Source organism: Pseudomonas sp. 2835 (assembly GCF_050435905.1).
In the GTDB taxonomy this organism is placed as follows: Bacteria; Pseudomonadota; Gammaproteobacteria; order Pseudomonadales; family Pseudomonadaceae; genus Aquipseudomonas.
The window spans coordinates 76,731-91,127 of the sequence record NZ_JBNDLE010000021.1; the positions used below are offsets into that span (position 1 = coordinate 76,731).

Annotated in this window: 9 protein-coding genes; 5 read left to right on the forward strand and 4 right to left on the reverse strand. The window is 63.0% G+C overall.

Features of this window, described 5'->3' with window-relative positions; all coding sequences use genetic code 11:
• Positions 1 to 174: 174 nt before the first annotated feature.
• Both smc and ABIE20_RS23280 read right to left on the reverse strand, forming a co-directional pair.
• Positions 175 to 3,663: a chromosome segregation protein SMC gene (smc, locus tag ABIE20_RS23275; RefSeq protein ID WP_429507600.1), complete on the reverse strand. Its 3,489-nt coding sequence runs from the start codon at positions 3,661 to 3,663 to the stop codon at positions 175 to 177.
• A 2-nt stretch (positions 3,664 to 3,665) separates the two neighbouring features.
• Positions 3,666 to 4,325, reverse strand: coding sequence for a GntR family transcriptional regulator (locus tag ABIE20_RS23280; RefSeq protein ID WP_429507602.1), 660 nt, complete (start codon positions 4,323 to 4,325; stop codon positions 3,666 to 3,668).
• Positions 4,326 to 4,597: 272 nt separating this feature from the next.
• Here ABIE20_RS23280 and xdhA point away from each other — a divergent pair, with 272 nt between their 5' ends.
• From xdhA to guaD, 4 genes are all read left to right on the forward strand, one after another.
• Positions 4,598 to 6,052, forward strand: a complete 1,455-nt coding sequence (gene xdhA / locus ABIE20_RS23285) for a xanthine dehydrogenase small subunit (protein ID WP_429507604.1) — start codon at positions 4,598 to 4,600, stop codon at positions 6,050 to 6,052.
• The gene (xdhB, locus tag ABIE20_RS23290) at positions 6,045 to 8,441 is read left to right on the forward strand and encodes a xanthine dehydrogenase molybdopterin binding subunit (protein ID WP_429507606.1); all 2,397 of its coding nucleotides are present in this window, start codon (positions 6,045 to 6,047) and stop codon (positions 8,439 to 8,441) included. The genes xdhA and xdhB overlap by 8 nt, the downstream gene beginning before the upstream one ends.
• A gap of 109 nt (positions 8,442 to 8,550) precedes the next feature.
• Positions 8,551 to 9,396: a xanthine dehydrogenase accessory protein XdhC gene (gene xdhC, locus ABIE20_RS23295; protein WP_429507607.1), complete on the forward strand. Its 846-nt coding sequence runs from the start codon at positions 8,551 to 8,553 to the stop codon at positions 9,394 to 9,396.
• Between the two features lie 10 nt (positions 9,397 to 9,406).
• Positions 9,407 to 10,711: a guanine deaminase gene (gene guaD / locus ABIE20_RS23300; RefSeq protein ID WP_429507608.1), complete on the forward strand. Its 1,305-nt coding sequence runs from the start codon at positions 9,407 to 9,409 to the stop codon at positions 10,709 to 10,711.
• Here guaD and aqpZ read toward each other — a convergent pair.
• Together aqpZ and ABIE20_RS23310 are read right to left on the reverse strand one after the other, a co-directional pair.
• Positions 10,708 to 11,406 (reverse strand): aquaporin Z, encoded by a 699-nt coding sequence (gene aqpZ / locus ABIE20_RS23305; protein WP_429507609.1) that lies wholly within the window; start codon positions 11,404 to 11,406, stop codon positions 10,708 to 10,710. The genes guaD and aqpZ overlap by 4 nt on opposite strands.
• 198 nt (positions 11,407 to 11,604) lie before the next feature.
• Positions 11,605 to 12,372 carry a GntR family transcriptional regulator gene (locus tag ABIE20_RS23310; RefSeq protein ID WP_036994364.1) on the reverse strand — a complete coding sequence of 256 codons (768 nt, stop codon included), beginning with the start codon at positions 12,370 to 12,372 and terminating at the stop codon, positions 11,605 to 11,607.
• A 359-nt stretch (positions 12,373 to 12,731) separates the two neighbouring features.
• On the opposite strand from ABIE20_RS23310, the gene ABIE20_RS23315 reads away from it, so the two are divergent.
• Entirely contained in the window at positions 12,732 to 14,081 is a 1,350-nt protein-coding gene (locus tag ABIE20_RS23315; RefSeq protein WP_038996292.1) for an NCS2 family permease, read from the forward strand.
• The last annotated feature ends 316 nt before the right edge of the window (positions 14,082 to 14,397 follow it).

A 14,397-nucleotide genomic window follows, 5' to 3' on the forward strand; every position in this document is an offset into this window, starting at 1 on the left:
AAAATAAAGGGTTTAAACCCCTTTAAAACGTGGCGCCAACTCTATGTTCTGACAGGCGTTTTACCCACGCAAAAAAATAAGTGACATTAAGCTAGCACGACCAAAGATAACTTTACACCGTCTGTCGCAACTGACAGGGCCATTTACCGCAAGTTCGCGCCTTATTGCCTCGAATCAGGCGTCGACCATGGCCATCGCCTCCTCCACATCCACCGCCACCAGCCGTGAACAACCCGGTTCATGCATGGTCACGCCCATCAGTTGATCGGCCATCTCCATGGCGATCTTGTTGTGGGTGATGTAGATGAACTGCACCGTCTGGCTCATCTCTTTCACCAGCCGGGCGTAACGCCCGACGTTGGCATCGTCCAGTGGCGCATCGACTTCATCGAGCATGCAGAACGGTGCCGGGTTCAACTTGAAAATGGCAAATACCAGGGCCAGGGCGGTCAGCGCTTTCTCACCGCCCGAGAGCAGGTGAATGGTGCTGTTCTTCTTGCCCGGTGGCCGCGCCATGATTGTCACCCCTGTATCGAGTAGATCTTCGCCCGTCAGTTCCAGATAAGCGCTGCCGCCACCGAAAACTTTTGGGAAAAGTGCCTGTAATCCGGCATTTATCTGATCAAAGGTATCCTTGAAGCGGTTGCGGGTTTCCTTGTCGATCTTGCGAATGACGTTCTCGAGGGTGTCCAGGGCTTCGACCAGATCGGCGTCCTGGGCATCCAGGTAGCGCTTGCGTTCGGACTGCTGCTGGTACTCGTCGATGGCCGCCAGGTTGATCGCGCCCAGGCGTTGGATGCGCGCATCGATGCGCTCGAGCTCCTGTTCGGCTTCCTGCTCGCTGGCCTGCTCGCCCAGAGTCGCCAGCACTCCGTCCAGATCGTAACCGTCGGCATGCAGTTGCTCCTGCAAAGTCTTGCGCCGCACGCTCAAGCCTTGCCACTCCAGGCGGTGCTGCTCGAGCTGGCCACGCAGCAGCTGCGATTGCTGTTCGGCCTGGGTGCGGCGTTTTTCGGCGTCACGCAGCTCGCGGTCGGCTTCGTCCATGTGCAGGCGTGCCTGTCGCATCTCGTCGTCGACGCTCATGCGCTTTTCCAGCAGCTCTTCAAGCTTGAGGCGCAGCTCTTCCAGCGGCGCCTCGCCCTCCTCCAGGTTCAGAGTGAGCTGTTCGCGCTTCTCGCTCAGGCGCTCCGATTGCAGCTCCAGGCGCTCCAGGGCCTGGCGGGTGGAATCATGCTGGGCGCGCAGCGAACCCAGGCGTACGGCCAACTGATGGCCGTGATCCTTGTGCTGGCGGGCCTCCTGGCGCACCCGGTCGAGGCGCTCGCGCAGGCTGTCGCGCTGGGCCAGCAGCAATTCGCGCTGCTCGGTGTCCTGGGCCATCAGATCGAGGGCTTCCTGCAGTTGCAGGCGCGACTCGCCAAGGTTTTCGTGTTCGAGGCTGCGCTGTTCGAGCAGCTCGGCAAGCTCTTCTTCCAGCCGGCGACGGCGCAAGCTCAACTGCTCAGCGCGAGCCTTGCCGGCCGAGAGCCTGGCGTTGAGCTCGCTTTGCTGACGGGCTTCGTCCTGGGCGCGGCGACGCAATTGCTCACGGCGCTCTTCCAGTTCTTGTTGCTGCTCGCGCAGTTCCTGCAATCTGGTTTCCAGCAGTTCCAGCGCCGCTTCATGCGCTTGCAGCTCCTGGCCCAGGCGCTCCAGCTCCTGGCCACGGGCGAGCACGCCGCCCTGGGCGTCGCTGGCACGGCTGACGCGCAAAAAGTGCCGGCCAACCCAGTAACCGTCGCGGCTGATCAGGCTTTGCCCATCAGCCAGTTGAGCACGCAAGGCCAGAGCCTGTTCGAGGCTCTCGACCGGTTTGACCTGGCCGAGCCAGGGCGCCAGATCGATGCGTCCCTCGACCTTGTCGAGCAGGCTACCGGCAATGCGCAATCCTTCGCCACGGCTGTCGAGCAGGCGCAGCTCGCCCTGCTCGAAGGCGCCCAGGTCCAGGGCGCTGAAATCGTCGACCAGCACCGCCTGCAGATCGGCGCCCAGTACGGTTTCCACCGCAAGCTCCCAACCCGGCTCAACGCGCAAGCCTTCGGCCAGGCGCGGACGCTGGTCCAGACCCTGCTCGCGCAGCCATTGCGCGGTGCCGGTGCCGGGGTCGAGCGCTGCCTGTTGCAAGGCTTCGAGTGAGGCCAGGCGGCCGCCCAGGCGCTGCAATTCACCCTGGGCTTGCTGCTGGGCCTGCACCGCCTGCTGTAGCTCTTCGCGCAGGGCTTCGAGCTGCTCGACCACCTGCAGCTCTTCTATCTGAAGTTCTTCGAGCAGCAACTCGCTGGTCGCCACCTGCTCACCCAGCTCAAGGATGGCTGCGTCTTCCGGGTCGGCGCTGAGCTGGTCGCGCTCTTCGCCGAGCTTGCGCTGGCGCTCGGCCAGGCGCTCGAGGCTGGTTTCCAGCTGCTGGATGCGCGCCTGCTGCACTTCGGCCTGGCGCCGCGGCTCGGCCGAGCGGGTGTTGAAGCTGTCCCACTGCTCCTGCCAGCCGTGCATGGTGGTTTCGGCGTCTTCCAGGGTGGCGGCGGCCTCTTCGGCGGCAGCCAGGGTCAGTTCCTGCTCGGGTTCGAGCATCTGCAGCTCTTCGCCCAGGGTGGCGAGCATGGTGCGGTCGTGGCCCAGGTGCGACTCGGTCTCCAGACGCGCGCGCTCGGCTTCCTTGAAGTCATCCTGCAACTGGCGCAAGCGCTGCTGGCCGTGCTGGATGCTCTGCTCGACCCGGGCGATATCGCCGCCAACCGAATAGAAACGCCCCTGCACCAGGTTGAAGCGCTCGGACAGCTCATGATGGCCATCACGCAGGCGCTCGATGCTGGCATCAGCATTGCGCTGTTCGGCCACCAGGGCCTCGAAGGCCACTTCCTGGTCACCGATCACCGCTTCGCGCTGGGCCACCTGATCGTTCAGGGCCTGCCAGCGCAGCGCGGCCAGTTGCGCCTTGAGCTGACGTTCCTCGGCTTTATATTCCTTGTACTTCTCGGCCGCCTGGGCCTGGCGGTGCAGGCGTTCGAGCTGGCGCTCAAGCTCTTCGCGCAGGTCGGTCAGGCGTTCGAGGTTCTCGTGGGTACGGCGGATGCGGTTCTCGGTCTCGCGCCGGCGCTCCTTGTACTTGGAGATGCCCGCCGCTTCTTCGATGAAATTGCGCAGGTCTTCGGGCTTGGCTTCGATCAGCTTGGAGATCATCCCCTGCTCGATGATCGAATAACTGCGCGGGCCCAGGCCGGTGCCGAGGAAGATATCGGTAATGTCCCGGCGCCGGCATTTGGCGCCGTTGAGGTAATAGGTGTTCTGCCCGTCGCGGGTCACCTTGCGGCGAATGGAGATTTCCGCATACGCCGCGTATTCACCGACCAGGGTACTGTCGGAGTTGTCGAAGACCAGTTCGATGCTGGCCTGGCTCACCGGCTTGCGGCTGGTCGAGCCATTGAAGATGACGTCGGTCATCGACTCGCCACGCAGGTTTTTTGCCGAACTTTCGCCCATCACCCAGCGCACCGCATCGATGATGTTGGACTTGCCGCAGCCATTGGGGCCAACCACGGCGGCCATGTTGCTGGGGAAGTTGACCGTGGTCGGGTCGACGAACGACTTGAACCCGGCCAGGCGAATGCACTTTAAGCGCATGCTCAGGCAGTCGCCAGCGCCGCCAGCACCAGCTCGCAGCTGCGCTGGCAGTACTCGGCCAGCACCGTGCGGATGCGCAGCTGGTCTCGGGCCACCACAGCTTCGAGCAGGTTGGCAAACAGCACCAGGAAGTCGTTCATGTTGGCCTTGCGCTGGTCCAGCGCCAGGTAATAGGTACGACTCATGGCCGGCTGCAGGTTCTCGACGGTTTCCTGCAGGTAGGGGTTGTTGGCAAACGGATAGGCGGCGCGCATCACCGCGAAGCTTTCGTCGACGAAGGCGCGGATGTCCTGGCGCTCGAACGCGCCGGTCAGGCGCTGCTGGATCTTGAGGAACGGCAGCAGGTCGCCATCGTTACGCCAGTTCAGGGCCACGGCATTGCCGAGCAGGTTGTACAACTCACCCATCAGCGTGCACAGGCTGCGCACATTATGCTCATTGAGCTCGGTCACATGGGCGCCACGACGCGGCAGGATGGTCACCAGGTGGCGGCGTTCGAGGATCAGCAGCGCCTCGCGCACCGACCCACGGCTGACATTCAATGCCTGGGTGACCTTCTGCTCCTGGATCCGCTCGGCGGGCTTGAGCTCGCCGCGGATGATCCGCTCGGCCAGGTAATGGGCAATTTGCTCGGAGAGGCTGTCCGGCGCCTTGAACGTCATGGTTTTCCTTCAAAATCATTGAACTGTGCACAAGCGCCGAATTGTAGCGCACTTGCCCCCGCGCCGCGCAGTGGCCATGCAGCAGAAGTTGGCACGATTGGCGCAAAAGATTCGGATCACGCAGGGCCAACTATGCTCATAACAGAGCACCTGTGAAAGGGCGGAAGCGCCACGAGAAATTTCCTGACCCAAAGGTCAGAAAATTGTTGACCTAAAAATCAAGTCTGCTTACAGTCCGCTCAACAACAATAAGTCGCTTGTGAGGCCTTCCCGTGATCCAGTTTCTACTTAACCAGGAGCTGCGCAGTGAGCATGCCCTGGACCCCAACCTGACCGTGCTTGAGTATCTTCGTGAACACCTGGGCAAGTCCGGTACCAAGGAAGGCTGCGCCAGCGGCGATTGTGGCGCTTGCACCGTAGTGGTCGGCGAGCTGGCCCAGGGCGAGGACGGCCGCGAGCACATTCGCTACCGCAGTCTCAACTCCTGCCTGACTTTTGTCTCCTCGCTGCACGGCAAACAGTTGATCAGCGTCGAAGGCCTCAAGCACCAGGGCAAGCTGCACAGCGTGCAGCAGGCCATGGCCGATTGCCACGGCTCGCAATGCGGCTTCTGTACTCCGGGCTTTGTCATGTCGCTGTTCGCCCTGCAAAAGAACAGCGATGCACCCGATTTGCACAAAGCCCAGGAAGCCCTGGCCGGCAACCTTTGCCGTTGCACCGGTTACCGGCCTATCCTCGCCGCTGCCGAGCAGTCCTGCTGCCAGGCCAGGCCTGATCAGTTCGATAGCAGCGAAGCCCAGACCATCGCCCGCCTCAACGCCATCGCCCCGAGCGAAACCGGCGAGCTCAACAGCGGCGACAAGCGCTGCCTGGTGCCGCTGACCGTGGCCGACCTGGCCGAGCTGTACGGCTCGCACCCCGAAGCCCGCTTGCTCGCCGGCGGCACCGACCTGGCGCTGGAAGTCACCCAGTTCCACAAGACCCTGCCGGTGATGATCTATGTCGGCAACGTCGCCGAACTCAAGCGCATCGACACTCAAGCCGAGCACCTGGAAATCGGCGCGGCCACGCCGCTGACCGACTGCTACGACGCCCTGAGCCGCGAATACCCGGACTTCGGCGAGCTGCTGCACCGCTTCGCCTCGCTGCAGATCCGCAACCAGGGCACCCTGGGCGGCAACATCGGCAATGCCTCGCCAATCGGCGACTCGCCGCCCCTGCTGATTGCCCTGGATGCGCAGATCGTCCTGCGCAAAGGTGACAACACCCGCACCCTGGCCCTGGAAGACTACTTCATCGATTACCGCATCACGGCGCGCCAGGAAAGTGAGTTCATCGAGAAGATCATCGTGCCACGGGCCCGCGCCGACTGGGCGTTTCGCGCCTACAAGGTGTCCAAGCGCCTGGACGACGACATCTCGGCAGTCTGCGCGGCGTTCAACCTGCGTATCGAGAACGGTGTTGTCGCGGCGGCGCGCATCGCCTTCGGCGGCATGGCGGCGATCCCCAAGCGCGCCCGCGCCTGCGAAGCGGCGCTGGTCGGCAAGGCCTGGAACCAGGCCAGCGTCGAACGCGCCTGCCAGGCCCTGGCCGAGGACTTCACGCCGCTCTCGGATTTTCGCGCGAGCAAGGAGTACCGCCTGCTCAGCGCGCAGAACCTGCTGCGCAAATACTTCATCGAACTGCAAACGCCGCACATCGAAACTCGGGTGACCGCTTATGTCTAACCATCACGTCGCCAAAAGCCAGGCCGAAATGGCAGAACTGTTCAGCCAGGACCTGACCACCGGAGTCGGCCGCAGCCTCAAGCACGACAGTGCCGACAAACATGTGTCCGGCGAAGCGGTGTACATCGATGACCGTCTGGAATTTCCCAACCAGCTGCATGTGTATGCGCGCCTGTCAGATCGCGCCCACGCCCGGGTGTTGAGCATCGACACCCGCCCCTGTTACGCCTTCGAGGGCGTGCGCATCGCCATCACCCATGAAGATGTGCCGGGCCTCAAGGACATCGGCCCGCTGCTGCCCGGCGACCCGCTACTGGCGATCGACACCGTCGAATTCGTCGGCCAGCCGGTGGTTGCCGTCGCTGCCCGTGACCTGGATACCGCGCGCCGCGCGGCCATGGCCGCGATCATCGAGTACGAAGACCTGGAGCCGGTGCTGGACGTGGTCGAGGCGCTGCGCAAGAAGCACTTCGTGCTCGACAGCCACACCCACCAGCGCGGCGATTCGGTCAGCGCCCTGGCCAGCGCCCCGCACCGCCTGCAAGGCACCCTGCACATCGGCGGCCAGGAGCACTTCTACCTGGAAACCCAGATCTCCTCGGTGATGCCCACCGAAGACGGCGGGATGATCGTCTACTGCTCGACCCAGAACCCCACCGAAGTGCAGAAGCTGGTGGCCGAAGTGCTCGACGTGCCGATGAACAACATCGTCGTCGACATGCGTCGCATGGGCGGCGGTTTTGGCGGCAAGGAAACCCAGGCGGCCAGCCCCGCCTGCCTGTGCGCGGTCATCGCCCACCTCACCGGCCAACCGACCAAGATGCGCCTGCCACGGGTCGAGGACATGCTGATGACCGGCAAGCGCCACCCGTTCTATATCGAGTACGACGTCGGTTTCGATGACAACGGCCGCCTGCATGGCATCAATTTCGACCTGGCCGGCAACTGCGGCTGCTCGCCGGACCTCTCGGCCTCGATCGTCGACCGTGCAATGTTCCACGCCGACAACGCCTATTACCTCGGCGATGCCACCATCCACGGCCACCGCTGCAAGACCAATACCGCCTCCAATACTGCCTACCGTGGCTTCGGCGGCCCGCAAGGCATGGTCGCCATCGAAGAGGTCATGGACCATATCGCCCGCCACCTGGCCCTTGACCCGCTGGCAGTGCGCAAGGCCAACTACTACGGCAAGACCGAGCGCAACGTCACCCACTACTACCAGACCGTCGAGCACAACATGCTCGAAGAGATCACCGCCGAGCTCGAAGCCAGCAGTGACTATGCCGAGCGCCGCGAATCGATCCGCCGCTTCAACGCCAACAGCCCGATCCTCAAGAAAGGCCTGGCGCTGACCCCGGTAAAATTCGGCATCTCGTTCACCGCCAGCTTCCTCAACCAGGCCGGCGCCCTGGTGCATATTTATACCGATGGCAGCATTCACCTGAACCACGGTGGCACCGAAATGGGCCAGGGCCTGAACACCAAGGTCGCGCAGGTGGTGGCCGAAGTGTTCCAGGTGGATTTTCAGCGCATCCAGATCACCGCGACCAACACCGACAAGGTGCCCAACACCTCGCCGACCGCGGCCTCCAGCGGCGCCGACCTGAACGGCAAGGCAGCGCAGAATGCCGCCGAGATCCTCAAGCAGCGCCTGACCGAATTTGCCGCGCGCCAGTACAAGGTCAGCGAAGAGGACGTCGAGTTCCGCAACGGTCATGTGCGCGTGCGCGATGAAATCCTCAGCTTCGAAGCGCTGGTACAGCAGGCGTATTTCGCCCAGGTGTCGCTGTCGAGCACCGGTTTCTACAAGACCCCGAAGATCTACTACGACCGCAGCCAGGCGCGTGGCCGACCGTTCTACTACTTCGCCTTTGGCGCGGCCTGCGCCGAAGTGATCGTCGACACCCTGACCGGCGAGTACAAGATGCTGCGCACCGACATCCTGCACGACGTCGGCGCCTCGCTGAACCCGGCCATCGACATCGGCCAGGTCGAGGGCGGTTTTATCCAGGGCATGGGCTGGCTGACCACCGAAGAGCTGGTGTGGAACGCCAAGGGCAAGCTGATGACCAACGGCCCGGCCAGCTACAAGATCCCGGCGGTGGCCGACATGCCGGTGGATCTGCGCGTCAAGCTGGTGGAAAACCGCAAGAACCCGGAAGACACGGTGTTCCATTCCAAGGCCGTGGGCGAGCCGCCGTTCATGCTCGGCATCGCCGCCTGGTGTGCGATCAAGGATGCCGTGGCGAGCCTTGGCGACTACCGCGTGCATCCGCTGATCGATGCGCCGGCGACGCCGGAGCGGGTGCTCTGGGGTTGCGAGCAGATGCGCAAGGCGCTGGCGGCGCAACAGGCTGCTGCCGAGGTTGAGACAGTGACACCGTGAGTCCGCTATCGCTGGCAAGCCAGCTCCCACAGGATCTGTGTACACCGGACCTGTGGGAGCTGGCTTGCCAGCGATGAGGCCAGAACAGGCACCACATAGGTAACTGAACATGCACACCTGGATCAACGCCCTGTCCGACCTGCAGTCCCGCGGCGAGCCCTGCGTACTGGTGACGATCATCGAAGAGCGCGGCTCGACGCCGCGCAACGCCGGCTCGAAAATGGTCGTCAGCGCCGAGCAACTGTTCGACACCATCGGCGGCGGCCACCTGGAATACAAGGCCATGCACATCGCCCGGCAGATGCTCGCCGAGCGCCGTGAAGCGCCGCACCTGGAACGCTTCAGTCTCGGCGCCAGCCTCGGCCAGTGCTGCGGCGGTGCCACCGTGCTGCTGTTCGAGCCGATGGGCCAGGTACAGGCGCAGATTGCCGTGTTCGGCGCAGGCCATGTCGGCCGCGCTCTGGTACCCTTGCTCGCCGCCCTGCCCTGCAAGGTGCGCTGGATTGATTCGCGCGAGCAGGAATTCCCCGAGCGCATTCCCGCCGGGGTCAGCAAGATCGTCAGTGAAGAGCCGGTGGATGAAGTCGATGAGCTGCCCGCTGGCAGCTACTGCATCGTCATGACCCATAACCATCAACTGGATCTGGAACTGACCGCAGCGATCCTCAAGCGCAATGACTTCACCTGGTTCGGCCTGATCGGCTCGAAGACCAAACGCGTCAAGTTCGAGCACCGCCTGCGTGAGCGCGGCTTTGCCGAGGAGCGCCTGCAGCGCATGCGTTGCCCGATGGGTATCGCCGAGGTCAAGGGCAAGCTGCCGATCGAGATTGCCGTGTCGATCGCCGCAGAAATCATTGCCACCTACAACGCAAGCTTTGGCCAGCACAACAACGCTGCCAACGCCGGCCCCATTGCCCAATTGCTGCCGCCATCACGGCGCAGCCAAGCCATATGACGAGAGCCCTATGAGCGCAACCCGCAAAGCCTACCGTGCCGCCATCCTGCACAGCATCGCCGACCCTGCCGACGTGGGCGTCGAAGCCTCCTATGAGTATTTCGAAGACGGCCTGCTGCTAATCGACAACGGCAAGATCAGCGCCCTGGGCCATGCCCGCGACCTGTTGCCGACCCTGGCCGCCGACATCGAGGTCGAGCATTACCAGGATGCCCTGATCACCCCGGGCTTTATCGACACCCATATCCATTTCCCGCAGACCGGCATGATCGGTTCCTACGGTGAGCAGTTGCTGGACTGGCTCAACACCTACACCTTCCCCTGCGAGAAGCAGTTCGCCGACAAGGCGCATGCCGACAAGGTCGCGAAAATCTTCGTCGAGGAACTACTGCGCAACGGCACCACCACCGCCCTGGTGTTCGGCAGCGTGCACCCGGAATCGGTCAATGCCTTCTTCGAAGAAGCCGAGCGCCTGGACCTGCGGATGATCGCCGGCAAGGTGATGATGGACCGCAACGCCCCGGACTACCTGACCGACACCGCCGAATCCGGCTACGTCGAGAGCAAGGCGCTGATCGAGCGCTGGCATGGCAAGGGCCGCCTGCACTACGCAGTGACCCCGCGTTTTGCACCAACCAGCACCCCGGAGCAACTGACCCTGGCCGGCCAGTTGCTGGGCGAATACCCCGACCTGTACATGCACACCCACCTGAGCGAAAACCTCAAGGAAATCGACTGGGTCAAGGCGCTTTTCCCGGAACGCAAGGGCTACCTCGACGTCTACGATCACTACAAGCTGCTCGGCCAACGCTCGGTGTTCGCCCACGGCGTGCACCTGTGCGACGACGAATGCCAGCGCCTGGCCGAGACCGGCTCGGCCGTGGCCTTCTGCCCGACCTCCAACCTGTTCCTCGGCAGCGGCCTGTTCAACCTGCCGCAGGCCGAGAAATTCAAGGTCAAGGTGGGCCTGGGCACCGACGTCGGCGCCGGCACCAGCTTCTCGCTGCTCAACACCCTGAACGAAGCCTACAAGGTCATGCAGTTGCAGGGCGCGCGCCTGAGCCCGTTCAAGTCACTGTACCTGGCAACCCTGGGCGGCGCTCGAGCACTGAGCCTGGACGATCGTATCGGCAGCCTGCAACCGGGCAACGATGCCGACTTCGTGGTCCTCGACTACAAGGCCACGGCGCTGATGGACTATCGCATCCAACAGTCGAACAGCATCGACGAGACGCTGTTCGTGCTGATGACCCTGGGCGATGACCGCACCGTCAAGCAGACCTTCGCTGCCGGGCGCTGCGTGCATCAGCGCTAAGGCTCGCGGAACAGCCCCTTGTACAGCGCGCCGCCGATCACCGCCCCGATCAGCGGCGCCACCCAGAACAGCCACAGCTGCTGCAGCGCCCAGCCACCGACAAATAGCGCCGGCCCGGTGCTGCGCGCAGGGTTCACCGAAGTGTTGGTGACCGGAATCGATATCAGGTGGATCAGGGTCAGGGCCAGGCCGATGGCAATCGGCGCAAAGCCCGCCGGGGCACGGCTGTCGGTGGCGCCCATGATGATCAGGATGAACATCGCGGTCATCACCACTTCGCTGGCAAAACCTGCCGCCAATGAGTAGCCACCGGGAGAGTGATCGGCATAGCCGTTGGACGCAAGCCCCGCCGACAACTCGAAACCGGCCTTGCCGCTGGCAATGAAGTAGATTACCGCCGCACCGAGAATCGCCCCGATCACCTGGGCAATGACGTAGGGCAGCAGGTCCTTGAGCGGAAACCGCCCACCCACCACCAGCCCGAGCGACACCGCGGGGTTCAGGTGGCATCCGGAAATGTGGCCGATGGCGAATGCCATGGTCAGTACGGTCAGGCCGAAGGCCATGGCCACCCCGACCAGGCCGATGCCGATAGGGAACGAGGCGGCGATCACCGCACTGCCGCAGCCACCCACCACCAGCCAGAACGTCCCGATCAGTTCAGCACCCATGCGCTTGCTCAGGGGCATCGACATATACCTGTCCTCAAGTAGTTGAAGTTCTACGCGTAGCGCGCAAGCCCAACTGCTTGATGAAGGTTTGCGGTGGATCAGGTGAGAATCTAGCAGAGGCTGGATAACCTGCCAGTGGCCTGAAACGCATCGCGGGGCAAGCCCGCTCCCACAGGAGCTCTGTGGGAGCGGGCTTGCCCCGCGATTTGATGTTACTGGCCTTCAACCCTTGAGCGGTGCAACCCCACCACGCTTCTTGGTTTGCAGCAGGTGCGAGAACACCGCGTGCAGGTCATCCGAAGCGCTGTCTTCGTCGAGGTTGAGCTTGCTGTCGATGTGGTCCATGTGGTGCATCATCAGGCTCACCGCCTGGTTGACGTCACGGGCCTCGATGGCGTCGATCAGTTGCATGTGCTCGTCGTAGGAGCAGTGCGAGCGGTTGCCGCTTTCGTACTGGGCGATGATCAACGAGGTCTGCGATACCAGGCTGCGCTGGAAGCTGATCAAGGGCGCATTGCCCGCCGCTTCCGCCAGTTTCAGGTGGAACTCGCCGGACAGGCGAATACCGGCACCGCGATCGCCACGGGAGAAGCTGTCGCGCTCCTCGCGGACCATCTGGCGCAGTTCGTTGAGTTGCTCGGCGGTGGCGTGCTCGACCGCAAGCTCGGTGATGGCGCGCTCGACCATGCGCCGCGAGAAGAACACCTGGCGGGCCTCTTCGACCGTCGGGCTGGCCACGACCGCACCGCGGTTGGGCCGCAGCAGCACCACGCTTTCGTGGGCCAGGCGCGACAGCGCGCGACGGATGATGGTGCGGCTGACGCCGAAGATCTCGCCCAGGGCTTCCTCGCTCAACTTGGTACCCGGCGCCAGACGCTGCTCGAGGATAGCCTCGAAAATGTGCGCGTAGACGATATCGTCCTGGGTTCCGCTACGACCGGCCTTGCCGGTGCGCACTGGTTTCTTGAGAGGTTGCAGCTGTTCGTTCATGGGCACTCGAGCACGGAGATCCGCCAGTCGGACCCTGACTGTAATACCAGCCAGTGGGGCGATGGCAAGTCCTGGTAAGAAAATTAAACGATTAAGGTATTGGCACATTGTACACAGCCGCAGGGATTTCTGCAGGTGCCGATAGCCTTTATAGCTACCCCTGCAAATTATCTGGCCACAACAACGAAAACATTATTTGCATTCTTTGTATACAAACGCATAATCCATCCGTGCAACTTCCTGACCCAGAAGTCAACAAACGGTCCGGTGGCCTGCCATCCCATCCGCCTCACAGAGCCCCCCAGTGCGTGCGCAGGACTGGTTCTGGAAAACAAGAAAAGACTTGAGGAGTACACGCTGTGGAAAGCCGCAAATCCGACGCCCCTACGCTGGATCTTGCCCCACCGCTCGAAACGAGCTGGCTGGAGCGGATTTTCAAACTCAAGCTACATGGCACCACCGTCAAAACCGAGATGATCGCCGGGTTGACCACCTTCATCACCATGGCCTACATCATCTTCGTCAACCCCAACATCATGGCCGATGCCGGCATCGATCACGGCGCGGCGTTCGTCGCCACCTGCATCGCTGCCGCCCTCGGCTGCCTGTTGATGGGCCTGTACGCCAACTGGCCGGTCGGCCTGGCACCGGGCATGGGCCTGAACGCCTTCTTTACCTACACCGTGGTCGGGACCATGGGCTACACCTGGGAAGCTGCGCTGGGCGCGGTGTTCGTCTCCGGGGTGCTGTTCATGCTGCTGACCTTGTCGCGGGTGCGCGAATGGCTGCTTAACAGCATTCCAGTCAGCCTGCGCCATGCCATGGGTGCCGGCGTCGGATTGTTCCTCGGACTGATCGGTCTTAAAACCGCAGGGATTGTCGTCGACAGCCCGGCGACCCTGATCAAGCTCGGCTCGTTGCACGAGCCCGGCCCGCTGCTGGCGGCGATCTGCTTTTTGATGATCGCAGTGCTCAGCTACCACCGGGTGTTCGGCGCGATCCTGATCAGCATCATCAGCGTCACCCTCGCCGGCTGGGGGCTGGGCCTGGTCGAGTACGGCGGCTTGTTCTCGCTGCCGCCGAGTCTGGCGCCGACCTGGATGGCCATGGATGTCGCCGGGGTGTTCAACGTCAGCATGATCGCCGTGGTGTTTGCCTTCCTCTTCGTGCACATGTTCGATACCGCCGGCACCCTGATGGGCGTGGCACAACGGGCGAATCTGGTGAATGCCGACGGGCGCATCGAAAACCTGTCGCGGGCGCTTAAAGCAGACAGCGCCTCGAGCGTGTTCGGTGCCGTGGTCGGCGTACCGCCAGTGACCAGTTATGTAGAAAGTGCGGCAGGTGTCGCCGCCGGTGGCCGTACAGGGCTGACGGCGGTGGTGGTCGGCCTGTTCTTCATCGCTGCGATGTTCTTCGCCCCGCTGGCCGGGATGATTCCTGCCTACGCCACAGCTGGCGCGCTGATCTACGTGGCGATGCTGATGATGGGCAGCATGGCGCACATCAACTGGGATGAAGCCACCGACAGCATCCCGGCGATCGTCACCGCGATCATGATGCCGCTGACCTTCTCGGTCGCCGACGGCATCGCCCTGGGCTTTATCACCTATGTGGTGCTCAAGGCCGGAACCGGGCGCTACAAGGAGATCTCGGCAAGCCTGTGGGTGCTGACGGCGATCTTCATTGCCAAGTTTGTGTTCCTGTAAACAAGATTGCGAGACAAGGGCCTCACCTTCGGGTGGGGCTTTTTGTTGTGTGTGAGGGACCGGTCGCGGTCGCGAGCTTATCCATTCGTTGTGGTGCGGCTGCCGGCCCCTTCCGCCTTTACGGCGGCCTACTTTTCTCTTGGGAAAAAGTAGGCAAAACCGCTTGCTCCTGCATACGGCCCTACGCTGCGCTTCGGGTCCCCTCACTACGGCACCTTCCAGGGGCATCGCGGCCTACGACTTGCTTCGCAAGTCTACATCTCGCGTCTTCGGCTGCCGCCGAAGGTGCTGCGCACCGCCCCTACAGGCACCTACG

Coding starts and splice junctions, on each gene's coding strand:
- smc (WP_429507600.1), bottom strand. CDS start 3,663: ATGCGCTTAAAGTGCATTCGCCTGGCCGGGTTCAAGTCGTTCGTCGAC.
- ABIE20_RS23280 (WP_429507602.1), bottom strand. CDS start 4,325: ATGACGTTCAAGGCGCCGGACAGCCTCTCCGAGCAAATTGCCCATTAC.
- xdhB (WP_429507606.1), top strand. CDS start 6,045: ATGTCTAACCATCACGTCGCCAAAAGCCAGGCCGAAATGGCAGAACTG.
- xdhC (WP_429507607.1), top strand. CDS start 8,551: ATGCACACCTGGATCAACGCCCTGTCCGACCTGCAGTCCCGCGGCGAG.
- guaD (WP_429507608.1), top strand. CDS start 9,407: ATGAGCGCAACCCGCAAAGCCTACCGTGCCGCCATCCTGCACAGCATC.
- aqpZ (WP_429507609.1), bottom strand. CDS start 11,406: ATGTCGATGCCCCTGAGCAAGCGCATGGGTGCTGAACTGATCGGGACG.
- ABIE20_RS23310 (WP_036994364.1), bottom strand. CDS start 12,372: ATGAACGAACAGCTGCAACCTCTCAAGAAACCAGTGCGCACCGGCAAG.